The 26,610-nt window shown below is 67.4% G+C and carries 24 protein-coding genes and 1 pseudogene; 12 read left to right on the forward strand and 13 right to left on the reverse strand.

Annotation, left to right across the window (positions count from 1 at the left end; translation table 11 throughout):
- Nucleotides 1–46: 46 nt before the first annotated feature.
- The 6 genes from DIE06_RS31750 to DIE06_RS31775 form a co-directional block, all read right to left on the reverse strand.
- Entirely contained in the window at nt 47–1,372 is a 1,326-nt protein-coding gene (locus tag DIE06_RS31750; protein ID WP_124664819.1) for an MFS transporter, read from the reverse strand.
- A gap of 135 nt (nt 1,373–1,507) precedes the next feature.
- Entirely contained in the window at nt 1,508–2,149 is a 642-nt protein-coding gene (locus tag DIE06_RS31755) for an aldolase (protein WP_124664820.1), read from the reverse strand.
- The gene (gene otnK, locus DIE06_RS31760) at nt 2,146–3,444 is read right to left on the reverse strand and encodes a 3-oxo-tetronate kinase (protein ID WP_124664821.1); all 1,299 of its coding nucleotides are present in this window, start codon (nt 3,442–3,444) and stop codon (nt 2,146–2,148) included. The genes DIE06_RS31755 and otnK overlap by 4 nt, the downstream gene beginning before the upstream one ends.
- Nucleotides 3,445–3,463: 19 nt before the next feature.
- Nucleotides 3,464–4,411 (reverse strand): L-threonate dehydrogenase, encoded by a 948-nt coding sequence (gene ltnD / locus DIE06_RS31765; RefSeq protein ID WP_409364526.1) that lies wholly within the window; start codon nt 4,409–4,411, stop codon nt 3,464–3,466.
- Nucleotides 4,412–4,416: 5 nt separating this feature from the next.
- On the reverse strand, nt 4,417–5,121 hold the full coding sequence (locus DIE06_RS31770; RefSeq protein ID WP_124664823.1) for a FadR/GntR family transcriptional regulator: 705 nt from the start codon (nt 5,119–5,121) through the stop codon (nt 4,417–4,419).
- A 230-nt stretch (nt 5,122–5,351) separates the two neighbouring features.
- Complete coding sequence (locus DIE06_RS31775; RefSeq protein ID WP_124664824.1) at nt 5,352–6,425, reverse strand: GlxA family transcriptional regulator; 1,074 nt, start codon at nt 6,423–6,425, stop codon at nt 5,352–5,354.
- 261 nt (nt 6,426–6,686) lie between these two features.
- Between DIE06_RS31775 and DIE06_RS31780 the strand changes: the two genes are divergently transcribed.
- The 8 genes from DIE06_RS31780 to DIE06_RS31815 all read left to right on the forward strand — a co-directional run bounded on the left by DIE06_RS31780 (nt 6,687) and on the right by DIE06_RS31815 (nt 15,644).
- The gene (locus tag DIE06_RS31780) at nt 6,687–8,072 is read left to right on the forward strand and encodes an L-serine ammonia-lyase (protein ID WP_124664825.1); all 1,386 of its coding nucleotides are present in this window, start codon (nt 6,687–6,689) and stop codon (nt 8,070–8,072) included.
- 15 nt (nt 8,073–8,087) lie between these two features.
- A complete protein-coding gene (locus DIE06_RS31785) occupies nt 8,088–9,332 on the forward strand; it encodes a sarcosine oxidase subunit beta family protein (protein WP_048242597.1) in 1,245 nt (414 codons plus the stop codon).
- Nucleotides 9,333–9,358: 26 nt separating this feature from the next.
- Nucleotides 9,359–9,658, forward strand: a complete 300-nt coding sequence (locus tag DIE06_RS31790) for a sarcosine oxidase subunit delta (protein ID WP_059534095.1) — start codon at nt 9,359–9,361, stop codon at nt 9,656–9,658.
- A complete protein-coding gene (locus DIE06_RS31795; RefSeq protein ID WP_124664826.1) occupies nt 9,655–12,666 on the forward strand; it encodes a sarcosine oxidase subunit alpha family protein in 3,012 nt (1,003 codons plus the stop codon). The genes DIE06_RS31790 and DIE06_RS31795 overlap by 4 nt, the downstream gene beginning before the upstream one ends.
- Nucleotides 12,656–13,285, forward strand: a complete 630-nt coding sequence (locus DIE06_RS31800) for a sarcosine oxidase subunit gamma (RefSeq protein WP_124664827.1) — start codon at nt 12,656–12,658, stop codon at nt 13,283–13,285. Before DIE06_RS31795 ends, DIE06_RS31800 begins: the two co-directional genes overlap by 11 nt.
- The gene (locus DIE06_RS31805) at nt 13,282–13,722 is read left to right on the forward strand and encodes a dihydroneopterin aldolase (RefSeq protein WP_006749884.1); all 441 of its coding nucleotides are present in this window, start codon (nt 13,282–13,284) and stop codon (nt 13,720–13,722) included. The genes DIE06_RS31800 and DIE06_RS31805 overlap by 4 nt, the downstream gene beginning before the upstream one ends.
- Before the next feature lie 243 nt (nt 13,723–13,965).
- Nucleotides 13,966–14,292, forward strand: coding sequence for a helix-turn-helix domain-containing protein (locus DIE06_RS31810; protein ID WP_124664828.1), 327 nt, complete (start codon nt 13,966–13,968; stop codon nt 14,290–14,292).
- Complete coding sequence (locus DIE06_RS31815; protein WP_124664829.1) at nt 14,292–15,644, forward strand: HipA domain-containing protein; 1,353 nt, start codon at nt 14,292–14,294, stop codon at nt 15,642–15,644. The genes DIE06_RS31810 and DIE06_RS31815 overlap by 1 nt, the downstream gene beginning before the upstream one ends.
- A gap of 178 nt (nt 15,645–15,822) precedes the next feature.
- On the opposite strand, the gene DIE06_RS31820 is transcribed toward DIE06_RS31815, so the two are convergent.
- From DIE06_RS31820 to DIE06_RS31840, 5 genes are all read right to left on the reverse strand, one after another.
- Complete coding sequence (locus tag DIE06_RS31820) at nt 15,823–16,491, reverse strand: lytic transglycosylase domain-containing protein (RefSeq protein ID WP_124664830.1); 669 nt, start codon at nt 16,489–16,491, stop codon at nt 15,823–15,825.
- A gap of 217 nt (nt 16,492–16,708) precedes the next feature.
- On the reverse strand, nt 16,709–17,476 hold the full coding sequence (locus DIE06_RS31825; protein ID WP_124664831.1) for an ABC transporter permease: 768 nt from the start codon (nt 17,474–17,476) through the stop codon (nt 16,709–16,711).
- On the reverse strand, nt 17,473–18,414 hold the full coding sequence (locus DIE06_RS31830) for an ABC transporter ATP-binding protein (RefSeq protein WP_124664832.1): 942 nt from the start codon (nt 18,412–18,414) through the stop codon (nt 17,473–17,475). The genes DIE06_RS31825 and DIE06_RS31830 overlap by 4 nt, the downstream gene beginning before the upstream one ends.
- Complete coding sequence (locus DIE06_RS31835) at nt 18,411–19,589, reverse strand: ABC transporter permease (RefSeq protein ID WP_124664833.1); 1,179 nt, start codon at nt 19,587–19,589, stop codon at nt 18,411–18,413. The genes DIE06_RS31830 and DIE06_RS31835 overlap by 4 nt, the downstream gene beginning before the upstream one ends.
- Nucleotides 19,586–20,509, reverse strand: coding sequence for an ABC transporter substrate-binding protein (locus tag DIE06_RS31840; protein ID WP_124664834.1), 924 nt, complete (start codon nt 20,507–20,509; stop codon nt 19,586–19,588). The genes DIE06_RS31835 and DIE06_RS31840 overlap by 4 nt, the downstream gene beginning before the upstream one ends.
- A 167-nt stretch (nt 20,510–20,676) precedes the next feature.
- Here DIE06_RS31840 and DIE06_RS31845 point away from each other — a divergent pair, with 167 nt between their 5' ends.
- From DIE06_RS31845 to DIE06_RS39630, 3 genes and pseudogenes are all read left to right on the forward strand, one after another.
- A complete protein-coding gene (locus tag DIE06_RS31845; RefSeq protein WP_124664835.1) occupies nt 20,677–21,606 on the forward strand; it encodes a 2-hydroxyacid dehydrogenase in 930 nt (309 codons plus the stop codon).
- 28 nt (nt 21,607–21,634) lie between these two features.
- The gene (locus tag DIE06_RS39625; protein ID WP_409364527.1) at nt 21,635–22,138 is read left to right on the forward strand and encodes a hypothetical protein; all 504 of its coding nucleotides are present in this window, start codon (nt 21,635–21,637) and stop codon (nt 22,136–22,138) included.
- Nucleotides 22,051–22,317, forward strand: a pseudogene (locus DIE06_RS39630) (M20/M25/M40 family metallo-hydrolase); the annotation flags it as partial. The gene DIE06_RS39625 and the pseudogene DIE06_RS39630, both read left to right, overlap by 88 nt.
- A gap of 152 nt (nt 22,318–22,469) precedes the next feature.
- On the opposite strand, the gene DIE06_RS31855 reads toward DIE06_RS39630, so the two are convergent.
- Nucleotides 22,470–24,419 carry a Xaa-Pro dipeptidyl-peptidase gene (locus DIE06_RS31855; protein ID WP_124664836.1) on the reverse strand — a complete coding sequence of 650 codons (1,950 nt, stop codon included), beginning with the start codon at nt 24,417–24,419 and terminating at the stop codon, nt 22,470–22,472.
- Nucleotides 24,420–25,019: 600 nt separating this feature from the next.
- Nucleotides 25,020–25,358: a helix-turn-helix transcriptional regulator gene (locus tag DIE06_RS31860; RefSeq protein ID WP_044844401.1), complete on the reverse strand. Its 339-nt coding sequence runs from the start codon at nt 25,356–25,358 to the stop codon at nt 25,020–25,022.
- A 78-nt stretch (nt 25,359–25,436) separates the two neighbouring features.
- On the opposite strand from DIE06_RS31860, the gene DIE06_RS31865 reads away from it, so the two are divergent.
- The gene (locus tag DIE06_RS31865; protein ID WP_124664837.1) at nt 25,437–26,342 is read left to right on the forward strand and encodes a hypothetical protein; all 906 of its coding nucleotides are present in this window, start codon (nt 25,437–25,439) and stop codon (nt 26,340–26,342) included.
- Nucleotides 26,343–26,610 lie beyond the last annotated feature (268 nt).

A 26,610-nucleotide genomic window follows, 5' to 3' on the forward strand; every position in this document is an offset into this window, starting at 1 on the left:
TGAATGAATGGGGCGGGGCGCGCGGCGCCCCGCGTCGAATGATGAATCAGCGGTTCACGAGTTTCGCGGGCGTGAGCCACACGGCGATCGCACCGATCACGAGCATCGCCGCGAGCACGTACATGCCGGACGACGTGCTGTGCGTGGCGTCCTTCAGGTAGCCGATCACGTACGGGCTCGCGAACCCGGCGAGGTTGCCGACCGAGTTGATGATCGCGATCCCGGCGGCGGCCGCGGAGCCCGCGAGGAACGCGGTCGGCAGCGACCAGAACAGCGGCGCGCAGGTCAGCACGCCACCCGCCGCGAGCGACAGGAACACGATCGACACCGCCGTATTGTGCGAGTACGACGCGGCGACCGCAAACCCGACCGCACCCATCAGCGCCGGCACGATCAGGTGCCAGCGGCGTTCGCGGCGCTTGTCCGCGCTGTGGCCGAACAGGTTCATCACGACGATCGCGACGACGAACGGGATCGCCGACAGCAGGCCGATCTGGAACGTATCGGTGATGCCGGTGGACTTGACGAGCGTCGGCATCCAGAACGTGAGGCCATACTGGCCGGTGACGAACGCGAAGTAGATCAGCGACATCCACCACATGCGCGGGTCGGAGAACACGGCCTTCAGCGAATGGCCGTGCTGCTGCTGTTCCTGCGGCTGCGCGGCGATTTCGTCCTCGAGCAGTTGCTTCTCGCGCGCATCGAGCCACTTCGCGCTACGGATGCCGTTGTCGAGATACAGGATCGTCGCGATGCCGATGAGCAGGGCCGGCACGGCTTCGATCACGAACATCCATTGCCAGCCGTGAAAGCCCGAGCCGCCGTGAAAGCGCTCCATGATCCAGCCCGACAGCGGGTTGCCGAAGATGCCCGACACCGGAATCGCGGACATGAACACCGCGATGATCTTCGCGCGGCGATGCGACGGGAACCAGTACGTGAGGTACAGGATCACGCCGGGATAGAAACCGGCTTCCGCGAGGCCGAGCAAAAAGCGCAGTACGTAGAACTGCGTCGGCGTCTTCACGAACGCGAACACCGCGGAAAGCAGGCCCCACGTGATCATGATCCGCGCGATCCAGATGCGCGCGCCGATGCGGTGCATCAGCAGGTTGCTCGGCAGCTCGAACAGGAAGTAGCCGAGGAAGAAGATGCCGGCGCCGAGGCCGAACACGGTTTCGCTGAACGCGAGATCCTGCGACATCTGCAGCTTCGCGAAGCCGACGTTCACGCGGTCGAGATACGCGACCACGTAGCAGAGCATCAGGAACGGCACGATGCGCCAGAATACTTTTTTGTAGGTGCGGTCGAGCTCGCCCGATTGGGCGGGCGCGGCGGGCGAGCGGCTTGCGGCCGCGTCGAGAGCAGTCATCGTCGTCTCCAGGATATTGTGTGCCGGCGGCGCGTACGCCGCCGGATCGTGTGTGTGCTGACGGAAGGGCCCGCGCACACGGCGGGCATGAGAATCGGTACGTAGTCCTGCGTGATTCGTGCGTGACGCGGTGCGTTACCAGCGCGCGCCGAAGGTCTGGCGCAGTTCGTCGAGCGCGGCGTCGGACAGCGGTTCGGGCTTCGGGTGCGTCATCAGCCACAGCCGCGCGGTTTCCTCGAGTTCCTCGAGCGCATACGACGCGTGCGACACCGACGGCCCCCACATCACCGGGCCGAGGCGGTCGAGCAGCACACCGCGCACCTGGTCGGCGAGCGCCGCGACTTCGGCGGCGACGGCCGGGTCGCCCGGGCGGCGATAGCGGATCAGCGGAATGTGGCCGACCTTCATTACGTAGTACGGCGTGATCGGCGGCAGCACGTCGGTTTCGCGCCACACGCCCGCGAGCGTCAGCGCGACGAGGTGCGTCGAATGCGTATGGACGACGCCGCGCGCTTCCGCGTTGCGCGCATAGATCCCGCGATGCAGCGCAAGCGTCTTCGACGGCTTGCCGCCCGATACCGGCTGGCCGTCGAGGCCGACCTTCGCGATGTCGTTCGGGTCGAGGCGGCCGAGGCACGCGTCGGTCGGCGTGATGAGCCAGCCGTCGTCCAGACGCGCGCTGATGTTGCCGGCGCTGCCGACCGCGTGGCCGCGCGCATACAGGCTCGCGCCGACGACGCAGATCTCTTCGCGCAGTTTCGCTTCGTGGCTCATCATGCGGCTCCGTCGAGCGCGCGCAGCGCCTTGTCGAAAAAGTCCACCGTGCCGAAGTTGCCGGATTTCAGCGCGAGGCCGAGCGGCTGCGCGTCGATGGTGGCGGTCGCAGGCACGCCCGGATCGATCTGCGCGCCGATCTGCAGCGACTTCACGTCGAGCGCCTGCACGACCGCGCCGGACGTCTCGCCGCCGGCCACGACGAACTTGCGCACGCCGAGGTCGCGCAGGCCGCGGGCGATCGCCGCGAGCGTGCTTTCGACGAGATGGCCGGCTGCTTCGACGCCGAGCGCCTGCTGGACGGCCCTCACTTCGTCGGGTGTCGCGGTTGCATAGATCAGCACGGGCTGCGGCAGGTGCGAGCGCGCGAATGCGAGTGCTGCGTCGACGACGGGTTCGCCACGCGAGGCCGCGAGCGGATCGATGCGGAAGCTCGGCCGGCTTTCGCGCCATGCGGCGACCTGTGCGTTGGTCGCCTTCGACGCGCTACCGGCGAGCACTGCCGACAACCCGTCGATGCGCGGCAGCGAGGCCGCGTTGTCGCGCTGGGGCAGCAATCCCGCGCGACGGAAATTCTCCGGCAGGCCGAGCGCGACACCCGAGCCGCCTGTGACGAGCGGCAGGTCCGCGCACGCTTCGCCGAGCACGTAGAGGTCGTGATCCGACAGCGCGTCGGCGATCGAGAAGCGTGCGCCTTCCGCGCGCAGCTGCCCGATCCGCGCGCGTACGGCCGCCGCGCCCAGTGCGATCGTGTCGTAGCGGATCAGGCCGACGGGCGACTTCGTTTGCCGCTGCAGCACGCGTACCAGGTTCGCGTCCTTCATCGGCGTGAGCGGGTGGTTTTCCATCCCCGATTCGTTCAGCAACACGTCGCCGACGAACAGGTGGCCGCGGAAGATCGTGCGCCCGTTCTCCGGGAACGCCGGGCAGGCGATCGTGAAGCCGCCGCCGGCCGCATCGAGCAGCGCGTCGGTGACGGGCCCGATGTTGCCCGCGTCGGTCGAGTCGAACGTCGAGCAGTACTTGAAGAAGAACTGGCGGCAACCCTGCGCGCGCAGCCATTCGTAGGTGGCGAGCGATTGCGCGACGGCGTCGGCGGCGGGAATCGTGCGTGACTTCAGCGCGACGACGATCGCATCGGCGTCGACCGCCGTGTCGACCGCGGCGCCGCCGGCGGGCACGCCGATCGTCTGCACGGTACGCATGCCGCTCTTGACGAGCATGTTCGCGAGATCGGTCGCGCCGGTGAAATCGTCGGCGATGCAGCCGAGCAGGGGACGGGAAGCGGAAGCGGTCATGGCAGGAACGTCGTTCGAATCAGCGGGCGGGCGGCAGCGTGATGCCGGGGAAAGTCTTGATCACGGCGGAATCGTCCTCGCCGCCGTGGCCGGCGCTCGATGCGCTCATGAACATCTGGTGCGCGGTGGCCGACAGCGGCAGTGGGAACTTGCTGCGGCGCGCGGTATCGAGCACGAGGCCGAGATCCTTCACGAAGATGTCGACGGCCGACAGCGGCGCGTAGTCGCCGTTCAGGATGTGCGGCACCCGGTTCTCGAACATCCACGAATTGCCGGCGCTGTGCGTGATCACGTCGTACAGCGCGTCGGCATCGACACCTTCGCGCAGGCCGAGCGCCATCGCCTCGGCCGCCGCCGCGATATGCACGCCGGCCAGCAGCTGGTTGATGATCTTCACCTTCGAGCCGATGCCGTGCGTGTCGCCGAGCCGGTACACCTTGCCGGCGATCGCGGCGAGCACGTCGTCGCAGGCCGCATACGCGGCGGCGGGGCCCGACGTCATCATCGTCATCTCGCCCGACGCCGCGCGCGCGGCGCCGCCGGACACCGGCGCGTCGAGCATCTGCAGCCCCGCGGCCTCGATGCGTGCGCCGAGCGCGACCGCGAAGTCGGGTGCGACGGTCGCGCTCGCGATCACGACGCCGCCCGGCTTCATCGCCGCGACCGCGCCGTGCTCGCCGAACAGCACCGTTTCAGTCTGCGCGGCATTGACGACGAGCGTGACGACGACGTCGCACTGCGCGCCGAGTTCGGCCGGGCTCGCGCAGGCGACGCCGCCTTCGGCCGCGAACGCCTGCAGCACGGTGTCGCGCACGTCGCATGCGTGCACGCGGAACCCCGCGCGCAGCAGCGAGCGGGCGACGCCGAGGCCCATCGCGCCGAGGCCGATGACTCCAACATTTCGTGACATGGTCAACCTTGATCGATTCGGGAGAGGTTCGGGACAGCCGCGGCGCTCACGCGCCACAGCCTTCAGCAAATGCCGGCTTCCGCGAGTCGGCGGGCGGCGTTGTACATGTGCGTGCGCGCCGCGTTGCGCGCCGCCATCGGATCGCGCGCGCGGATCGCGTCGGCGATCGCCGCGTGTTCCTCCCGCACCTGCCGCGAGAAATCCTCGCGCGTCGCTTCGTTGCGCCGCGTGACCTTCACGCCGGCCTCGAGATACTGGTTCAGGAACTGCAGCGTCTTCAGGAAATACGGGTTGCCGGTGACGGCCGCGATCGTGCGGTGGAACGCGACGTCTTCCGCGACGCCGTCGCGACCTTCGGCCACCGCGTCGTCGAGCTTGCGCAGCGCATCGTCGATATCGGCCATGTCGTCGGCGGTGTGGTGCAGCGCGGCTTCGGCCGCGACTTCAGCCTCGATCGCGCGACGCACCGCGAGCAGGTGCGGCAGCGAACTCGCCTCGACGGCTTCCGCGTAGTCGATCCGCAGCGGCCGGATCGCGCCGTGCTGGTTCACGTACACGCCGCTGCCCTGGCGCGGCTCGACCACGCCTTCGTTCTTCAGCCGCGAGATCGCCTCGCGGATCACGGTGCGGCTCACGCCGAATTCCTGCGCGAGCACGGCTTCCGTCGGCAGCTTGCCGGTCGCCGAGAAACTGCCGACTTCGATCTGCTTGAGCAACTGCTGCGCGACGTGGTCGCTCATCGCGCGGGCGGGAATTTTCTCGAACATGGCGCTCTGGCTTGTAAGGTGATGTGGTCATCATACAAATTTGAATGTGCGTCAGCATCCGGAATAACCCTCGATCAAGGAGAGGAAACGTCGGTCAAATTGACTGGAACCGGTTCCAAATAGGCGCGAAAATGGCGCGATCGTGCGGGGTTCAACGCGCGGTAGGGGCGGAAAGGGGGACGGAAAGGGACGAAATGGAGGCGCGCGCCTGCGACGGCGCGCGATCGTCGTCAGTCGGCGATGTCTTCGACAGGATCGGGATCGACCGTCACCGGGACACCGGCTTCCGCGACTTCCCCGCCGCGCTCGCGATAGGTCGCCGGCGGCACGCCGAACTGCTTGCGGAACTCGCGGCCGAGGTGCGACGCGTCGGCGAACCCGCAGCTCGATGCGATATCGGCGACGGTGCGGTCGGAACTGGTCAGCAGCCACGCGGCCGTGCGCAACCGCACCTGCTTCGCGAACGCCTGCGGGCTCTTGCCCGTCTCGGCCTTGAACAGCCGCTCGAGCTGGCGGGTCGACATGTCGAGCTTGCACGCGAGTTCCTCGAGCGGCAGCGCGCGCCCGACATGCTGTTCCATCAGGAGAATCGCGCGCTTGACCTTCGGATGCGTGGCCGGCTCGAGGCCCGGCGGATGCGGCTGCGGCGCATTACCTTTCTGCATCTCGCCGACGAGCAGGATGCGCAGTGCCTTCTGCACGGTCGCATGGTCGAAGTGGCGCAGCAGGATCGCGGCGGCGACGTCGATCGACGCGCGGCCGCCCGAGCAGGTGATCCGGCGCCGGTCGATCACGAACAGGCGATCGGCGATCAGCAGGTCGGGATCGGCGCTCGGGAAGCGTTCGATGAAATCCCAGTAGTGGAACCAGCTCACGCAGGTGCGGTAGCCGTCGAGCACGTTCGCGCGCATCAGCGTAAACACCCCCGTGCAGATCCCGACCACCGTCGCGCCGCCTGCCGCCGCGCGGCGGACGAACTCGAGCGTTTCGGGGCCGGCTTGCGGCCCCGAATGCAGCAGCCCGCCGACTACGACCACGTAGTCGAATGGTTCGGCCCCATCGAAGGTTTCCCACGGCGTGATCTGGATCCCGCAGCTCGCGCGCACCGGCGCGAGCGTCTCGCCGATCACGCTCCACGCGCAGCGCACCGGCTTGCTGTAGTCGCCGTCGTCGGCCGACAGCCGCAGCATGTCGACGAAACCCGAGAAGGCCGTGAGCGTGAAGTTCGGCAGCAGCACGATGCCGAAGCGGATGCGCCGCGGCGCCGGTTCGGCGAGGGGGGAAGCGGGTACGTCGGGTGTCATCGCGGTCAATCTCGTCACGCCGGGAAGGCGGGTCTCACTCGTTTCACACTGCTTGCGGGCACGGCTGCCGGCGGGCGCGGACGCCGGCCGACTTGTGGTTTTTCGTCGCCAACCATCGTCAAAACGCACTTTCCGGCCGTCCTGCGCGGGGCTTGGCGCCGGTATCCCACGCCGATGCCGTTTTTGTTCTATCGGCCAATTTTACGCTTTGATGTACTGACGCCAACGACATTTCACGTACGCCCACCCAGAGGAAGCCAGATGAACGTCAGCGCGTTCGACCTGTTCAAGATCGGTATCGGCCCGTCCAGTTCGCATACGGTCGGCCCGATGATCGCCGCCTGCCGCTTCGCGTCGCACATCGAGGACGCGAACCTGCTCGGCTTCGTGCGCCGCGTGCGGGTCGAACTATACGGCTCGCTCGGTGCAACGGGCAAGGGCCACGGCACCGACAAGGCGGTGCTGCTCGGCCTCGAGGGCCACCTGCCGGACACGATCGATCCGGACCTGATCGAGCCGCGGCTCGCCGGGATCCGCGCGGAGAAGTCGCTGACGCTGCTCGGCAAGCAGGCGATCCGCTTCGACGAGAAGGAAAACATCGGCTTCTATCGCAAGCTGATGAGCGGCACCAGCATCGTGCATCCGAACGGGATGCGCTTCCAGGCGTTCGACGAGCACGGCCAGCTGCTCGTCGAGAAAGAGTATTACTCGGTCGGCGGCGGCTTCGTCGTGAATCGCGACGGCGATCGCGTGAACGGCGTGCGCGCGGCGGTCGAGGTGCCGTATCCGTTCCGCACCGGCGACGACCTGATGCGCCAGTGCCGCGAACACGGGCTGTCGATCGCAGAACTGATGTTGCGCAACGAATGCGCGCTGCGTCCCGAGGATGAAGTGCGCGCCGGTCTGCTCGCGATCTGGCGCACGATGGCCGCATGCGTCGAGCGCGGCTGCAAGGTCGAGGGCGAACTGCCGGGCCCGATGCGCGTGAAGCGCCGCGCGGCCGAACTGAACGGGCGCCTGCGTGCGCGTTCGGAGGAGTCGCTGCGCGACCCGCTGTCGATGCTCGACTGGGTCAACCTGTATGCGATGGCCGTCAACGAAGAAAACGCGGCGGGCGGCCGGGTCGTCACCGCGCCCACGAACGGCGCGGCCGGCGTGATTCCCGCGGTGCTGCACTACTACGTGAAGTTCGTGCCGGGCTCGAACGAAGCCGGTATCGTCGAATTCCTGCTGACGGCCGCGGCGATCGGGATCATCTACAAGGAAACGGCGTCGATTTCCGGTGCGGAAGTCGGTTGCCAGGGCGAAGTGGGCGTCGCGTGCTCGATGGCGGCCGCCGCACTCGCCGCGGTGATGGGCGGCACGCCCGATCAGGTCGAGAACGCGGCCGAGATCGGCATGGAGCACAACCTCGGCATGACCTGCGACCCGGTCGGCGGGCTCGTGCAGATCCCGTGCATCGAACGCAACGCGATGGGCGCGATCAAGGCGCTGAACGCGTCGCGGATGGCGCTCAAGGGTAACGGCCAGCACTACGTCTCGCTTGATTCGGTGATCAAGACGATGCGCGAGACGGGTGCCGACATGAAGACGAAATACAAGGAAACGTCGCGCGGCGGTCTTGCCGTGAACGTCATCGAATGCTAACGAAGGATCACTAACATGAGCCGCTACTCGATATTCAGCCTGTTCCGCAACGGCCTCTCGTATCACGAGAACTGGGAAAAGCAGTGGAAGAGCCCGGAACCGAAGAAGGAATACGACGTCGTGATCGTCGGCGGCGGCGGCCACGGCCTCGCGACCGCCTATTACCTCGCGAAGGAGCACGGGATCACGAACGTCGCGATCCTCGAGAAGGGCTGGATCGGCGGCGGCAACACCGCGCGCAACACGACGATCGTGCGCTCGAACTACCTGTGGGACGAATCGGCCGCGCTGTACGAGAAGGCGATGAAGCTATGGGAAGGCCTGTCGCAGGACCTGAACTACAACGTGATGTTCAGCCAGCGCGGCGTGATGAACCTCGCGCACACGCTGCAGGACGTGCGTGACACCGAGCGTCGCGTGAACGCGAACCGGCTGAACGGCGTCGACGCCGAATTCCTGACGCCCGAGCAGATCAAGGAAATCGAGCCGACGATCAACCTGAACAGCCGCTACCCGGTGCTCGGCGCATCGATCCAGCGCCGTGCGGGCGTCGCGCGTCACGACGCGGTGGCCTGGGGCTTCGCGCGCGGCGCGGACCGCGCCGGTGTCGACATCATCCAGAACTGCCAGGTGACGGGCATTCGCCGCGAAGGCGGCGCGGTGGTCGGCGTCGATACGGTGAAGGGCTTCATCAAGGCGAAGAAGGTCGCGGTGGTGGCTGCCGGCAACACGACGACGCTCGCCGACATGGCCGGCGTGCGTTTGCCGATCGAAAGCCACCCGCTGCAGGCGCTGGTGTCCGAGCCGATCAAGCCGGTGGTGAACTCGGTGATCATGTCGAACGCGGTGCACGCATACATCAGCCAGTCCGACAAGGGCGACCTCGTGATCGGCGCGGGTATCGACCAGTACACGGGCTTCGGCCAGCGCGGCAGCTTCCACATCATCGAAAGCACGCTGCAGGCGATCGTCGAGATGTTCCCGGTGTTCTCGCGCGTGCGGATGAACCGCCAGTGGGGCGGCATCGTCGACGTGTCGCCGGACGCATGCCCGATCATCACCAAGACCGACGTGAAGGGCCTCTACTTCAACTGCGGCTGGGGTACCGGCGGCTTCAAGGCGACGCCGGGCTCGGGCTGGGTGTTCGCGCACACGATCGCGCGCGACGAACCGCATCCGCTGAACGCGCCGTTCGCGCTCGACCGCTTCTACACGGGCCACCTGATCGACGAGCACGGCGCTGCCGCGGTCGCGCACTAAACCCGACCACACCTGGAGAAAGAAACATGTTGCTGATCGAATGTCCGTGGTGCGGGCCGCGCGCCGAATCCGAGTTCACGTGCGGCGGTGAAGCCGACATCGTGCGCCCGGTTGCGAACGAGAACATGACTGACCGCGAATGGGGCGAATACGTGTTCATGCGCGAGAACAAGCGCGGTATCCATCGCGAGCAGTGGCTGCACACGCAGGGCTGCCGCCGCTGGTTCAAGGTGACGCGCGACACGGTCACCTACGATATCAAGGGCTACGAAAAGTTCGGTGGCGCAGCTGCCGGCAACGCACACGAAGAGGGCACGAGCAAATGAGCCAGAAAGACCGCCTCGGCACCGGTGGCCGCATCAATCGCGCGATTCCGTTGACGTTCACGTTCAACGGCCGCACGTATCAGGGCTTCCAGGGCGACACGCTCGCGTCCGCGCTGCTCGCGAACGGCGTGCACTTCGTCGCGCGCAGCTTCAAGTACCACCGTCCGCGCGGGATCGTGACGGCGGACGTCGCGGAACCGAATGCCGTCGTGCAGCTCGAGACCGGCCCCTACACGGTGCCGAACGCGCGCGCGACCGAGATCGAGCTGTACCAGGGCCTCGTCGCGACGAGCGTGAACGCCGAGCCGTCGCTCGAGAACGACAAGTACGCGATCAACCAGAAGTTCTCGCGCTTCATGCCGGCCGGGTTCTACTACAAGACCTTCATGTGGCCGCGCAACATGTGGCCGAAGTATGAAGAGAAGATCCGCGAGGCCGCCGGCCTCGGCAAGGCGCCCGAGGTGCTCGACGCCGATCGCTACGACAAATGCTACGCGCACTGCGACGTGCTCGTGGTCGGCGGTGGCCCGTCGGGCCTCGCCGCCGCGCATGCGGCCGCGACGGCCGGCGCGCGCGTGATCCTCGTCGACGACCAGCGCGAACTCGGCGGCAGCCTGCTGTCGTGCCGCGCGGAAATCGACGCGAAGCCGGCGCTGCAGTGGGTCGAGAAGATCGAAGCCGAACTGCGCAAGCTGCCCGACGTGACGATCCTGTCGCGCAGCACCGCGTTCGGCTACCAGGACCACAACCTCGTGACGGTTACGCAGCGCCTGACCGATCACCAGCCGGTGTCGATGCGCAAGGGCACGCGTGAGCTGCTGTGGAAGGTCCGCGCGAAGCGCGTGATCCTCGCGACCGGCGCGCACGAGCGTCCGATCGTGTTCGGCAACAACGACCTGCCGGGCGTGATGCTCGCGGGCGCGGTGTCCACCTACATCCATCGCTTCGGCGTGCTGCCGGGCCGCAACGTGGTCGTGTTCACGAACAACGACCGCGCGTACCAGACCGCGCTCGACCTGAAGGCGTGCGGCGCGAAGGTGACGGTCGTCGATTCGCGGGCGTCGTCGAACGGTGCGCTGCCCGCAGCTGCGAAGCGGCAGGGCGTGACGGTGATGAGCGGTGCGGTCGTGACGGCCGCTTCGGGCAAGTGGCGCGTATCGTCGGTCGACGTCGCGTCCTACTCGAACGGCCAGACCGGCGGCAAGATGCAGTCGCTGCCGTGCGACCTCGTCGCGATGTCGGGCGGCTTCAGCCCGGTGCTGCACCTGTTCGCGCAGTCGGGCGGCAAGGCGTGCTGGAACGACGAGAAGGCGTGCTTCCTGCCGGGCAAGCCCGTGCAGGCCGAGGCCAGCATCGGTGCGGCCGCGGGCGAGTTCGGTCTCGCCCGTGCGCTGCGGCTCGCGGTCGACGCGGGTGCCGAAGCGGCGAAGGCCGCGGGCTTCACGGCCGCGCAGCGCCCCGTCGCGCCGCAGGTCGCGGAAACCGTCGAAGGTGCGCTGCAGCCGTTGTGGCTCGTCGGCAGCCGCGAGGCCGCCGCACGTGGGCCGAAGCAGTTCGTCGACTTCCAGAACGACGTGGCGGCCGCCGACATCCTGCTGGCCGCGCGCGAAGGCTTCGAGTCGGTCGAGCACGTGAAGCGCTACACCGCGATGGGCTTCGGCACCGACCAGGGCAAGCTCGGCAACATCAACGGGATGGCGATCCTCGCGCAGGCGCTCGGCAAGTCGATTCCTGAAACGGGCACGACGACGTTCCGCCCGAACTACACGCCCGTGTCGTTCGGTACGTTCGCGGGCCGCGAGACGGGCGACTTCCTCGACCCGATCCGCAAGACGGCCGTGCATGAATGGCACGTCGAGCACGGCGCGATGTTCGAGGACGTCGGCAACTGGAAGCGGCCGTGGTACTTCCCGAAGAAGGGCGAGGACCTCCATGCGGCCGTGAAGCGCGAATGCCTCGCGGTGCGCAACAGCGTCGGCATTCTCGACGCGTCGACGCTCGGCAAGATCGACATCCAGGGTCCGGACGCGGTGAAGCTGCTGAACTGGATGTACACGAACCCGTGGAACAAGCTCGAGATCGGCAAGTGCCGCTACGGGCTGATGCTCGACGAAAACGGGATGGTGTTCGACGACGGCGTGACGGTGCGCCTCGCCGACCAGCATTTCATGATGACGACCACCACCGGCGGCGCGGCGCGCGTGCTCACGTGGCTCGAGCGCTGGCTGCAGACCGAATGGCCCGACATGAAGGTGCGGCTCGCGTCCGTCACCGATCACTGGGCGACGTTCGCGGTGGTCGGCCCGAAGAGCCGCAAGGTCGTGCAGAAGGTGTGCCAGGACATCGACTTCGGCAACGACGCATTCCCGTTCATGAGCTACCGGAACGGCACCGTCGCGGGCGCGAAGGCGCGCGTGATGCGGATCAGCTTCTCGGGTGAACTCGCCTATGAAGTGAACGTGCCGGCCAATGCGGGCCGCGCGGTGTGGGAAGCGCTGATGGCGGCCGGTGCCGAGTTCGACATCACGCCGTACGGCACCGAGACGATGCACGTGCTGCGCGCCGAGAAGGGCTACATCATCGTCGGTCAGGATACGGATGGCTCGATCACGCCGTACGACCTCGGGATGGGCGGGGTCGTCGCGAAGTCGAAGGACTTCCTCGGCAAGCGTTCGCTGTCGCGTTCGGATACGTCGAAGGAAGGCCGCAAGCAATTCGTCGGCCTGCTGACCGAGGACGAACAGTTCGTGCTGCCGGAAGGCGCGCAGATCATCGCGAAGGACACGCAGGTGTCCGCGACCGATCCGACGCCGATGATCGGCCACGTGACGTCGAGTTATTACAGCCCGATCCTGAAGCGCTCGATTGCGCTGGCGGTGGTGAAGGGCGGCCTGAGCAAGATGGGCGAGAGCGTCGTGATTCCGCTGGCCAACGGCAAGCGCATCACCGCGAAGATCTCGAGCCCGGTTTTCTACGATACCGAAGGGGTGCGCCAGAATGTGGAATGAAACGAGAAACCAGGCGCCGGTGGCGGGCGCGGGCGTGACGCTTGAATCGCCGTTCGTCGGCGCGGCCGATGTGCTGAAGCCGCACCAGGCACGCGCATCGAAGAAGTTCATGCTGCGCGAGCGGCCGTTCCTCGACCTCGTGAACGTGCGCGGCGAGCTGAGCGACCCGGCATTCGTCAGCGCGTTCGAGCGCGTGGTCGGCTGCCGGCCGCCGTCGGCGCCGAACACGGTCGCGCGCGGCGCCGAGTACGACGTGCTGTGGCTCGGCCCCGACGAGTGGCTCGTGCGCTCGAACGGGCCCGTGCCGGCGGGCGTGCTCGAGGCGCAGCTCGCCGAGGCCGTGCAGGGTTCTTATGCGGCGGCCGTCGACGTCGGCAGCGGCTACACGGTCGTCGAGGTCAGCGGCGAACGCGTGCGCGACGTGATCGCGCGCGGCTGCCCGCTCGACCTGCATCCGCGCGTGCTGAAACCGGGCCAGTGTGCGCAGTCGCACTACTTCAAGTCGCCGATCACGCTGATCCCGACCGGCGACGATACGTTCGAGATCGTCCTGCGTCGCAGCTTCGCCGACTATTTCGTGCGCATCATGCTCGACGCCGCGGCGCCGCTCGCATCATGAAGCCGTTCGACGAACCGTTCGTGGCGATCGACGCGCCGCGCCTGCGCGGGCGTGGCTGGAGCGTGTTCGTCGACGAACTGAAGGTGCCCGCGCGGATCGGGATCCACGCGCACGAACACGAGGCGCCGCAGCCGATCGTGATCGATGCGCGCCTCGGGTATCGCTGCGAGCCGAGCGAGCAGGGCGAGTGGATCGATTACGACGGCTATTGCGCGCGCGTCGCGTCGTTCCTGTCGCACAAGCCGCATACGCGGCTGCTCGAAACGCTCGTCGCCGATCTCGCGGTGCTGTCGTTCCGCGAATGGCCCGCGCTGGAGTCGCTGACGCTGTCGATGTACAAGCCGAAGATCCGGCCGGGGACGAAGCGCGTCGGCGTGTCGCTCGACTGGACGCGCGGGGATTACCTGCGGTGGACGGGGGCGGCGGGGCAGCTGTGATTGGATGGTGGCGGATCGGGACGGTCATCGATCCGCCGGACGCGGCGGCGCGGATGCGTCGCCGCGTTCTGTTTTAATTCCTGAAATCTCAGAATAATTGGTCGTGGGCTGCAGCCGTCGACATTGTTCCTGATATATCGGAATTATTCGCCATTCAGCCTCTGACCGCCTATAATTCCGATATTCTGATAACTATGCTGTCAACGACGTAACGACAGCTTTTGTTCCTGAAATTCCGGAATTATGGCGCGCACTCTACCGCAACCCATTGCAGTCCCCGACCCGCTCGCGCTGGATATCGCAGCGCTGGGGGCGCTTGTGCGCAACCAGCGAGCGCAGAACCAGATGCGGATCGACGACGCGGCCGATATGCTCGGTGTCTCCAAGGACGTGCTGTCGCGGCTCGAGAACGGTCGCGCGGTGAATCTAGACAAGCTGTTCAAGGTACTGGACGGTCTTGGCCTCAATTTGCTCGTCGTGCCGAAACGCGACGTGCCGGTAGCACGCAACGCATTGCGAGACCGGGCAGCGATACGTGTCGCGTCGCCGGGTTCGTCCGAGGGCGCGTAATGGTCCATCGTCTGCGCGTTTCGACCGACGGCTCGCCTGTCGGACAGTTGACCTACGATGCCCACCGCGACGATTACGGCTTTTCATATGACCCGGCGTGGCTCGCGCGTGACGACGCATTCGCGTTGTCGCCGTGCATTCCGCTCGATGGCGGCAACCCGCCGGCGGGCGCGATCCAGCGCTTCGTGGGCAACCTGCTGCCCGAGGGCCGCGCGCTCGACGTGGCTGCGTCGATGTATCAAATATCGAAGGACAACGTCTTCGGTCTGATCCGGATGCTCGGCAAGGAGCCGGTCGGGGCGTTGAGCTTCGTTCCTGACGACGATTCGGCTGCGCGGGTGCCCGAAACCATCGAGCCCGTGCGGCGGCACATTTCGGCGGAAGAGCTGACGGACCGCATCCGAAAGCGCGATGCGATTCCCTTTGCCGTCTGGGACGATCAGGTGCGCCTGTCGATCGCCGGTCATCAGGACAAGTTGCAGGTGCTCGTCGAGGGCGAGCGGTTCGCGCTTGTCGATGGCGCGCTCAGCAGCTCGCATATTCTGAAGCCCGAGTCGCGCAGTCCGCAGGCGCCGTTCATGGTGGCCAACGAGCATTTCTGCATGGCGCTGGCTGCACGCATGGGTTTGCCGGTCGCGCATGTCGAGATTCGGCGCATCCCGGAACCCATTCTGCTGATCGAGCGATTCGACCGGACCGTGATGACCGATCCGGAGGATCCGCAACGCGTGAGCGCGGTGCGGCGTCTGCATATCATCGACGGATGCCAGGCGCTCGATCTGCCGGCGACCCTCAAGTACGAACGCAATCTCGGCAACAACGCGGACGTGCGCAATATCCGGGAAGGCGTGAGCTTCGAGAAGTTGTTCTCGTTGACGCCGTCCCTCGAGACGCCAGCCGCCGCACGTTCGGCCATGCTGCGCTGGGCGTTGCTGCAATTGCTGATCGGCAACAGCGACGCGCACGGCAAGAACATTTCGTTTTTCGTCGGCAGCGGCGGACTCGATCCGGCGCCGCTTTACGATCTCGTCTGCGTCAACGTGTACGGCGACGCCTATGTGCAGGACATGGCGATGGCGTACGGGGATGTGTTCCGTACCGAGGAGCTGACTGCTTTCGCGCTCGCTGACTTCGCACATCGTGCACAGATCCGGCCGGCACTCGTCGCGCGCGAAATGACGCGGATGGCGACGGCGGCTGCGAAACTCGCTCCCGAGCTGGCGCAATCGGATTTGTATACGGACGATGAGCATGCATGGGTGCACCGCATCTCGGACTACGTGCGGGATCAGGCCGATCGGGTGCTTCGTATTGCGCCCATGGTGCCCAAGGTCAACGTCGGGCTGCTCTGATCTCACGGTTCGCCTGCAATCGCTGCGACACCGGTGCTGCAGCTCGCGGCGATCGCCCCAAACGACTACGTCACGCCGTAGCCGCGCTCCCGAATACCGGATCGTCGACGTACTCGCGCGCATCGTCGCCGAAAAACGTATCGCGTTGTGCGCGACCCGGGAGATTCATGAATCGCGCTTACTTCGCGTTGCGGCTCGAGGCGGGCGCCGCGGTCGACGGATCGCTGACCGGTACCATGCGCGCGTTCGTATCGTTCGCGCCTTTCGCGCCGTCTTCGGGGTCGAGCACGAAGCGGAACGCGTCGACCCGCTGCATCACTTTCGCTGCGTACGCATTCGACCCGCCATAGCTCCTCAGCCCGGCCTGCACGTTGCCGCCGGCCGCCCGCACGTAGCCCGACAGGATCTTGGAGCCGGCTTCGACGTTCGCATTCGGCTCGGTCAGGTCCTTCACGTCGTGCAGCATGCCGCGGTGCGCGGAAGGCACGACCTGCATCAGCCCGGTCGCGCCATGCTGGCCGCGCGCCTTTTCCTGGAAGCGCGATTCGATCGAGATAATGGCGTAAACGAGTGCCGGAGGCAGTGAATATTTCGTCGCAGTGACGCTCACGATATCGGCGAGCTTCGCGGCACGCTCTTTCGCGACACCGAATTTCTTCGTCAGGTAGGACGTGATGCGGCGGTTTTCTTCGTTCGGCTGATCGTTCGCGAATGGCGCGGACGCTTCGATCGGTGCGGATGCGGCCGCTGCGGGCGCGGAGGCAGGCAATGCGGGCGCTTGCTGCGCCGTGGCCTGTTGCGCAATGCCGAGCGAAAGCACGATCAGCCAGAGAAACCGTCGTCGCATGGTGGAGTGCGGGGAAATGGGAGGCGCATAGTATATCGGCCAATTGTCGTGCGCGTTCGAGCGCAGGCTCGAATGAAAGCACGATGTTGGCTTGTATCGATGTGCGCGGGGCACAGACGGGATCGTTGCGCGAACACGCATCGGAGTCCGGAGGAAGCGCGGCCGGATTTTTTTTGTGCCCTTTTTCACCCTGCGAGGCAGCGGCTGCCGGTGCGTGCTACGCCCGCCGCGCGCTCGCCGCCCCTGCAAGCGCGCCGATCGCATCGCTGACCAGCACCGCGAGCAGCCCGACGATCACGCCGCCCTGCAGCACGAACGCGGTGTTCGACGTCTGCAGGCCCGCGATGATCACGTCGCCGAGCCCGCGCGCGGCGACCGTCGACCCGATCGTCGCGGTGCCGAGATTGATCACGACCGCGAGCCGGATGCCGTTCACGATCACCGGAAACGCGAGCGGCAGCTCGACCGACACCAGTTGCTGCCAGCCGTTCATCCCCATTCCGCGCGCGGCGTCGACGACGTCGCGCGGCACGTCCTCGAGCCCCGCGATCGTGCTCTCGAAAATCGGCAGGAGCCCGTACAGCACGAGCGCGATCAGCACGGGTTTCAACCCGAAGCCGACGGCCGGCACGGCGAGCGCGAGCACGGCGACCGGCGGAAAGGTCTGGCCGATGTCGACAACGCTGCGCGCGACCGGCAGGAAATCCGCGCCCCACGGCCGCGTGACCGCGATGCCGGCCGCGACCGCGACGATCGTGCCGATCAGGCTCGACAGCGCGACCGTGCCGAGATGCGCGAGCGTGAGATCGAGCAGGCTGGCGCGATCGTAGATGACCGGCGCGCCGTTGTCCGCGAACGGTGCGAACACGCCCTGCAGCCACGCGGGGCGCAACAGCAGCACGAGCAGCAGCGCGAGCGCGGCCGCACGTGCGACATGCGCGGGCAGCCGCCGCGGCAGGGGTGAACGCGCGGGCCGCGTCGTCATGCGGGCTTCCTCGCGTGCGCGCGGATCGCGTCGAGCGTGATGCGTCGCGTTGCGTCACGACCCTTGCCGTCGTCGACCGGCAGTGCATCCGTGCCGCGCCACAGCAGCTCGGACACCGCATCGCGCAGCGTGCGGGTCGCGGCGATCGGTTCGCCGTCGGCGTGACCGGGTTCGGCCACCGCGTCGATCGCCGTCAGCGCAAGCAGGCGCAGCGGCCGGTCGACGCCGGCGACGAGCTGCTCGACGACACCTGCGGCCGGCTTGCCGAGAATCTCGGCCGGCGAGGCGACCTGCAGCAGCCGGCCGGCGTCCATCACCGCGATCGTGTCGCCGAGCTTCAGCGCTTCCTCGATATCGTGCGTGACGATCACGACCGTGATGCCGAGGCGGCGCTGCAGCGCGTACAGGTCGTCCTGCGCCTTGTTGCGGATGATCGGATCGAGCGCGCCGAACGGCTCGTCCATCAGCAGCATCGCGGGCTCGGCCGCGAGCGCGCGCGCGACGCCGACGCGCTGCTGCTGGCCGCCCGACAGTTCGTGCGGCAGCTTGTCCGCGAATTCGGCGGGTGCGAGGTGAAACAGGTCGAGCAGTTCGCGCACGCGCGCGTCGATGCGCTCGGCAGGCCAGCCGAGCAGGCGCGGCACGGTCGCGATATTGCGCGCGACGCTCCAGTGCGGGAACAGGCCGTGCCCCTGGATCACGTAGCCGATGCGCCGCCGCAACTGCTCGGGCGGCACGCTCGCGGTGTCGACACCGTCGATGCGGATCGTGCCGCCGGTCGGCGCGATCAGCCGGTTGATCATCCGCAGCAGCGTCGACTTGCCGCTGCCCGATGCGCCGACGAGCGCGGTGATCGTGCCTTGCTTCATCGTCATCGACACGTCGTCGACGGCGACGACGTCGCCGAAGCGTTTGCCGATGCGTTCGATCTCGATCATGCGGTACGTCCCTTCGCGAGCGCGGTCGCGGCTTCGAACACGACGGCGGCCGCCAGCGCGAGCGCGATCGTCGGGATCGCGCCGAGCAGCACGAGATCGGCGGCCGATTGCCCGATCCCCTGGAAGATGAAGGTGCCGAACCCGCCGCCGCCGATCAGCGCGGCGACCGCGGTCAGGCCGATGTTCTGCACGAGCACGATGCGCACTCCGCTCAGGATCACCGGCAGCGCGAGTACGAGATCGACGCGCAGCAGCCGCTGCGCGCGCGTCATGCCCATCGCGCGGGCCGCTTCGGTCACGTGCGGCGGCACCTGCTCGAGCCCGACCGCGACGCTCGACGCGATCGGCAGCAGCGAGTAGAGGAACAGCGCGAGCACGGCCGGCGCGACGCCGATCCCGCGGATGCCGAGTGCGGCCGCGAGCGGCACGTGCGCGGCGAGTAGGCCGAGCGGTGCCATCATCAGCCCGTACATCGCGATGCTCGGGATCGTCTGCACGATATTGAGCACCGGCATCACGACGGTGCGCACCGGTGCGATCCGCGCGCACGCGATGCCGAGCGGCAGGCCCGCGACGAGCGCGGCCGCGACCGAGCCGCCTGCCAGCGCGACGTGCCGGGTGGCCTCGCGCCAGAAGTCGTCGCCGCGCACCGCGTATTCGCGCATCACGGACAGGCCGTCCCACCAGCCGCTCGCGAGTGGCAGCGATATCGCTGCAATAGCGACGGCGAGCGCGACGAGGCGTCGCCACGGGCCGAATGCGAGCCGCGCGAGCGCGTCCGCGACGAGCACGGCCCATGCGAACAGCAGCAGCCAGACGCCTGCCGCGGGCGACACGCGTGCGAGCATGTCGTCGGGTGCGACGGCGTGCGTCGCGGCCGCACCGACCGCGTAGGCCAGCGTCGCGAGCCACGCGCAGCCGGCCGCGAGCCGCCACGCGGGACGGCTCGCCGTCATCGCCCACAGCGCGCCGACGACCCACAGCGCGGCGAGCGCGGCACCCTGCACGGCGGGCAGTGCGGCGAATACGGACAGCCCCGTGCCGGCCGCGATGCGGTTCGGCCGCAGCACCATGAACGGCATGCCGAACACCGCAACGATCGTCAGGACACCGATCAGGATACCGACCTTGTCGAGCGTGATGCGCCGCGCGGACGCCACCGCGCGACCCGTCACTTAACGAAGCCCTTCGACTTCAGATAGCTTTTGGCGACGCCGGCCGCCGGCTCGCCGTTGATCTGGATCCGCGCGTTCAGCGTCTGCAGCGTCTTCAGGTCGAGGCTCGCGAACACGGGCTTCAGGAAGTCGGCGATCTGCGGATGGGCCTTCAGCACGGCTTCGCGAATCACCGGCGTCGGCGCATAGACGGGCTGCACGTGCTTGTCGTCGTCGAGCACGACGAGGCCGCTCGACGAGATCCCTCCGTCGGTGCCGTACACCATTGCCGCGTTCACGCCGTCGGTCTGGTTCGCGGCGGCCTTGATCGTCGCGGCCGTGTCGCCGCCCGACAGCACGACGAGCTGGTCGGGTTTCAGCTTGAAGCCGTATGCCTTCTCGAACGACGGCAGCGCGGAGGCGCTGTTCACGAACTCGGCCGACGCCGCGAGCTTCAGCTTGCCGCCGCCCGCGATCCACTTGCCGAAGTCGGAGAAGGTCTTCAGGTGCTGCGCTTGCGCGATCGGCGCGAGCACGGCGACGCCCCACGTGTTGTTCGCCGGCGCCGGCGTCAGCCAGACGAGATGGTTCGCCGCGTAGTCGAGCTGCTTCGCGGTGTCGTAGCCCTGGCTCGCGTTCTTCCACAGGGGATCGTCGGCCTTGTTGAAGAAGAACGCCGCGTTGCCCGTGTATTCGGGGTAGACGTCGATCTCGCCGCTCGTGAGCGCCTTGCGCACGATCGGCGTCGTGCCGAGCGCGATCTTTTCGGTGACGGGGATGCCGTGGGCCTTCAGCACTTGTGCGATGACGTTGCCGAGCAGGTTGCCTTCGGTGTCGATCTTCGACGACACCACGACGGGCGTGTCGGCGTGCGCGCCGGGTGCGACGACAGCGGCGGCGAACGCGAGGCCCAGGATCCGGGCGGGCAGGGCGAGCTTCATACGGGCCATTCTCCAGGACGGGGGGCGTACGCCGAAAGTTACTTGACTGAGCCGGCTTTGGCAAACCGCGTGCGGCGCCACGTCCACAGCACGCGTGGGGGTAACCCGCACACGTCACGCGCCGTTGTTACACTGGAACGTATTCCCGCCTGCGGACACTTGCTGACATGAAGCCCGAACTGCTGGTCCTTATCGCGCTGCGCGCCGACGCGCACCGGCAGATCGCCGCGTCGTACGACGTCCACCATGCACCGACGGCCGAGGCGCGTGAGCGCACGATCGCCGAGCATGGCAACACGATTCGCGCGGTATTGACCAACGGCAGCACGGGCCTCACTGCCGCCGAGATCGATCGCCTGCCGCAACTCACGTTCGTCAGCGCGCTCGGCGCCGGCTACGAGCACATCGATGTCGCGCATGCGAAGGCGCGCGGCATCACCGTGGTGACGGGCGCGGGCACCAATGACGATTGCGTCGCCGATCATGCATTTGCGCTGCTGCTTGCCGCGGTGCGCAACGTCGTGCAGCTCGATGCGAAAACCCGCGCGGGCGTCTGGCGCGAGGGGCTGCCGATGCCGCCGAACGTATCGGGCAAGAAGCTCGGCATTGTCGGGCTCGGCAAGATCGGCGAGAAGTGCGCGCGTCGCGCGGCCGGCTTCGACATCGAGACGGGCTACCACAACCGGTCGGAGAAGAACGTCCCCTATCGCTATTTCGACCGTGTCGACTCACTCGCGCAGTGGGCCGATTTCCTGATCGTCGCGACGCCGGGCGGCGCGGGCACGCGCCACCTGATCGATCGCGCGGTGCTCGATGCGCTCGGGCCCGCAGGGTTTCTCGTCAACGTGTCGCGCGGCAGTGTTGTCGATACCGCTGCTCTGGCGGATGCGCTGCGCGAACGGCGCATCGGGGGCGCGGGGCTCGACGTGTACGAAGGCGAGCCGGAGCCGCCGCGCGCGCTGACGGCGCTCGACAATATCGTGCTGACGCCGCACATGGGCGGCTGGTCACCGGAGGCGCTCGATCGCTCGGTGCAGCAGTTTCTCGACAACGCCGCGCGGCATTTTGCGGGGCAGCCGGTGCTGACGCCGGTGTGAGCGACGCGGGGCGGCACGTGCGCAACGCATGAAAGGGCGCGCCGGCGCGAAGCGGCACCGGCACGCGTTTATCGCAACCGGGGCGCGAAGATTAGAAAAAATTGCGTGTCAGCCGCCAATTCAGAGCCGAAATATCGATCCGGCTGAAATAACATTTCACTCCGTCACGTCCGGCAACTGGCCGGACGCGTGCCGCTCATGGAGACGATCGATGAACACCCCTGCCGCACCGCTGCCGGCGCTCGAGCTGGATGGAGCGTTGCTTCTCGACCAACTGCGACGACTCGGCGAGATCGGTGCCGATCCCGAAGCCGGCGGCCGGACCCGCATCGCGCTGACGGACGACGAGCGGGCCGGGCGCGACCTCGTCGTCGAATGGATGCGCGCGCTCGACCTCGACGTTCAGGTCGACCGGATCGGCAACGTGTTCGGCACGTTGCGCTCCGCACCGAGCCGGTTGTATTCGATGCGGGCCTTGCCGACGAAATCGAGGCGTCGGCGAAGCGGATGGGGTTCTCGCATCGCCGGATGACGTCGGGCGCCGGTCACGACGCGCAGATGATCGCCCGGATCGCACCGGCCGCGATGATCTTCGTGCCGAGCCGTGGCGGGATCAGCCACAACCCGCGCGAACATACCGACGACGATCTGCTCGTCGACGGCGCGAACGTGTTGCTGGATGTCGTGCTCAGGCGTCTTGCGGCGGGTTGAGCCGCGTTGCCGATGAAGAACGGCGCCGCGCGACGGTGAAGCATCGCCGCGTGGCGCCTGCAGTACGTGTTACGTGGCCCTCGGGGCGCGTGCGATCGTTCACGACCACACGCGCATTCGTCGAACAACCGCGCTCGTTTGCGCGGTCCGGGTCAGGACGACACCAGCGGCACCATCACCGACGTCCCTGCCGGATCGAGCGCGAGACCTGTGCCCGGTGCCGGCCGCAGCGTCGCCTCGTTGTCGCTCGACAGCACGACGAGGCCGAGCTTGTGACCCGCTTCGAGCTTGTAGTCGCGCGGCATGAACGTCAGCTTCAGGTCATACGGCATCCCGGGCAACACGGGCGCCGAGAACCAGTCCGACACGCGATTGCGCGGATCGGTCCATGCCCGCGTGACGATCGTCGCCGTGCCGTCCGGCGCGCGGTCGACCAGCAGCGCCGTCACGTTCGCGACGCCGGTGAAGGTCAGCCGCACGCGGGCGGTCGCGGTGCCGGACAGGCGCGTCGCGGCCGTGAACGGCGCCGTCTCGAAGCGGCCGCGATGCTCGCCGGTCGTTGCGTTCGCCAGCGTGAGCGCGGGAATCGACGCATCGTCGGTGAAGCGCGCGAGCGGGCCGCCGCTCGGCATCCGCAACAGCGTGCCGGTGCCCGTGCCGTCGCCGCCCGCGAAATACGCGACCGGCGTGGCGCGTCGCGCGGCCCAGTCGGCTTCCTTCAGCAGCGTGCCGTCGGCCTGCTCGACCACCGCGCGCGGATCGCGTTCTACGCCATTGTCGACGCCGATCAGGTAGCGTGTGAACCAGCGGTTCACCTCCGCGGTCCATGCGTCGGCCATCGCCGGCACGCGGGTCGGGTCGGTGTGCTTCAGGCGATGCAGCCAAAGCTGCGTCGGCACGCCCTGACGCCGCATCGCGAGATACCACGACGTCGACTGGTCGACACGCACGTTGTCGTCGGTCAGCCCTTGCGCGACGAGTGCCGGCGCGACCGCGTGCGCGGTCGGGATGTCGCGTGCGGCCCAGAACGGCGAATAGTCGCCCGTCTTGCGGTCTTCCTGCTGCAGCGCTTCGTCGATCAGGTGGGTGCAGCGCTCCGGATGCGCATTCGTCAGCAGTGCCTTGATATAGACGTCGACGTCCTCGCCCTGATAGCCCTCCGGCGCGCGCACGAGTCCGCCCGAGCGGTAGTAGCCGTACATGTTCGTCAGCCCGGCCACCGGCACGATCGCGTCGAGCCCGCGCGTGCGCAGGCTCGCGACCATCTTCGGCAGCGTGCCGTCGTACGACACGCCGTACATGCCGACGTGGCCCGTCGACCAGCTCGCGACGACTGCCTTGCCGTTCGCATCCTTCGCGGTCGCATCGCGGCCGAGCCAGCGGATCACCGACGCCATCGCGACGGATTCGTCGCGCGTGAGGATCGTCGGGCAGCCGTCGGAGCCGGCGGTGCCGAGCGAATCCGCATAGACGATCGTGAAGCCGCGCGGCACGAAGTAGCTTTCGATCCATGAACGGCCGGCCGCGGCCGCCTCGAGCTGCTGCAGCATCCGTACTTGCGGTATCGCGGCCATGATCCGGGCGGATGCGGCGCCGGCGGCCGCTGCCGCGGGATGCGCCGTGCCGTCGAGTTCGACGTCGACGTCGTGGTTGGGGCTGTCGGCGAGCCCCGCGTAGTACGGGCTCGCGAGCACGATGACCGGCGTGCGGGCGCCGTTCGCGGTTTCGGACGGGCGCACGATGCGCACATGGATGCGGTCGCGCGTGCCGTCGCCGTCGGAATCGACCGACGTGTCGACCCACGCGTTTTCCTCGATCGTGCCGCCCGACAGCGACGGCTGTACCTGGCCGTTGCTGATCACCGGTTTGTAGCGTCCGCCGCTGGCCGGATTCGCGTACGGGACGCCCGACGGCGACAGGCGAGCTTGTGCGTTGGCCGCCGATTCGGCGCCGTCGTCCTGTTGATCCTGGCCCTGAGCTTGCGCGAGTGCGGATACGCCCGCGACGCTGCCGCCGTCGTCACCGCCGCATGCGGCGAGCGCTGCGGCTGCAATGAGTGCGGGTAGCCACGCGCGGCGCGATCCTCTGAGATGAAATTGCATTGCCGACCTCGTTCTTTTGATTGTGTTGAGACGACCGGTCCGCGATACGCCCCCTGCGGGCCGGGCCGATTACTGCATGTGACGAAGAGGAAACTGCACCATCGGGACAACGGCAGCGCCGCGGTCATGCAGGACTGCAAATCAAATATGCGCATGCCGTGCGTCCTTCCAGATGAAACGGAACGACATCATGCGATGAGGCGGAGATGTTGCGAGCTGCGGTGCTGCGCTGCGGAAAACACGACGCGACGCGCGTGCGGCGACGGAATGAAACGGATCGGCGGTTTCGGCCGCGCCGCGCATCGTGATGGCTTGCCGGTTCGCGTTTGCTTTCCGGAAGCTTGCGCAAAAGTTATCTCAGTGAAAACGGCGTGTCAAACTTTTTTAACCTCAGGTAAATAAAGTTTCGACGTGTTGCCGATGCGGGGGAGCGTGTGGTGCGATTGCGTCGCACGTGTTCGGCCACATGCTGACCGTTGCTTCGTGTCGCCTCGCCGATGCAAAACGGGCGATGACGAATCGCATTCGCCACCGCCCGCCGGGTGCTTTCAGTCTTCCATCCATCCATCCATCCATCCATCCATGAACGCCTGCGCGTCGTCACCCGTCGTCGGCCTTCGCCTGCAGATCCTTCAACCCCTGAATCACGACCAGCAGCGCGCGCCCGTGCTCGTCGGAGCCGTCCCACGCGTCGACGATCGCGTCGCGCAGCAGGTCGTTGTAGCGGCGGCGCGCCGGGCCGGTATCGACACCGTAGAAACTGCATAGCTTGTTGAATGGCGCGCTGCGCCGCAGCCGATGCCCGTTCGACAGCCGCAGGCGCGATACGGTCGGCTGGCTGACCCCGGAAAGCCGTGCAATTTCGCTGGACGATCGCGTGTCCGCCATCAGACGGCGTAACAGGTCTTGTACAGGAAAATCATGGTCCGGGGCTTCCATGCGATGCATTATACCTATACAGTTACGGTTGTTGAATGGGCTTGCTGTCACCAGCGAGGCTGTATTCCGAGAAAGTTGATGACACTGAAACACCTCCCTCCCACGTTCTGCTGGACGAAGATCGGTACCGAGTCCGGCGAGGAACTGCCGACCGTCGTGCTCCGCAAGGAATGGGAGCGCCGGCTCGGGGGCGGGCGTTTTCTGTGGGGCATCAACCAGCCGCTCGGCAGCAGCGCGCAAGTCGCCGCGCATCGCACGGGTTCGCTGCTCGCGCTGTTTTCGCCGGTCGCATCGCGCACGCGGCCGGGCGAGCGCAGGCGCGAGGACGCACTGCTGTGGAATGCGTGGGTCGACGCCAGCGGCCAGGTGCGGCCGCTGCCCCCGCACACGTTCATCGCGAGCCGTTCGACGCTGCCGTCGGGCCGGCGTCGCGAACAGCACTACGCGCTCGTCTGCGCATCGTCTACCGCGCTGACGGTCGGCACGCAACTGCGCGTGTTTCCCGATCACCTGCGCAGCGTGAGCACGGGCAAGCCGCTCGGCGTCGCGCAGGGCGCCGCCGTGGTCGACTGCATCGGGCGTGCGAAGGAACAAACCGGCAAGAGCTATCCGCTCGCGCTGTCGGTCGAACTCGAAGCGCCGTATTTCGTGCGGCTCGCGCAGCCGTGCGTGCTGAAGGCACGCGATCTCGCCGAAGTGAACAAGGCGACGCGCGCCGGCGATTTCGATCGCTTCGTCGAACTGGTCGCGCGCTTGCGCGGAAAGTCGCCGACGGATGCCGTGCGCGGTGTCACGCGCGACCTGTTCGACGTGCCGCCGATCGAAACGGCGGCCGCCTATGTCGCGCCCACGCATGCCGCGCGGCTGCGCAGCCGGCCCGCAGCCGAGCATCCGCACGAGCCCACCGGCGATCTGTTCGATCTGTCGCCCGGCGAAGCGGCCGCGTTCGGCGGTCTCGCGCATCCGCGCATCGGGCGCGCATGACGTTCGCGCCGCTCACGCGCGGCGCGTGACGCGAAGCAGGGTGGCTGAACGGGCGTGCAACGCACGCACGAATGTAGCCGCCATCGCGGCGCGCGCAAGAATGTGTTGCAATCTCGCCATGGCGGATCGGCGAGTGTGGAGCGACAATCGCCACGAAGCGTGCCGCGCGGTGGCCGTGCGTCGACCGGCTGCTTGCCGTCGTTCACGCCACCGACATGCGCACCACGCACACTGGGTGTCGGCTTGCTTCACACAGCAACCCTGAGGG

Source organism: Burkholderia sp. Bp8998 (assembly GCF_003854235.1).
Taxonomy (GTDB): domain Bacteria; phylum Pseudomonadota; class Gammaproteobacteria; order Burkholderiales; family Burkholderiaceae; genus Burkholderia.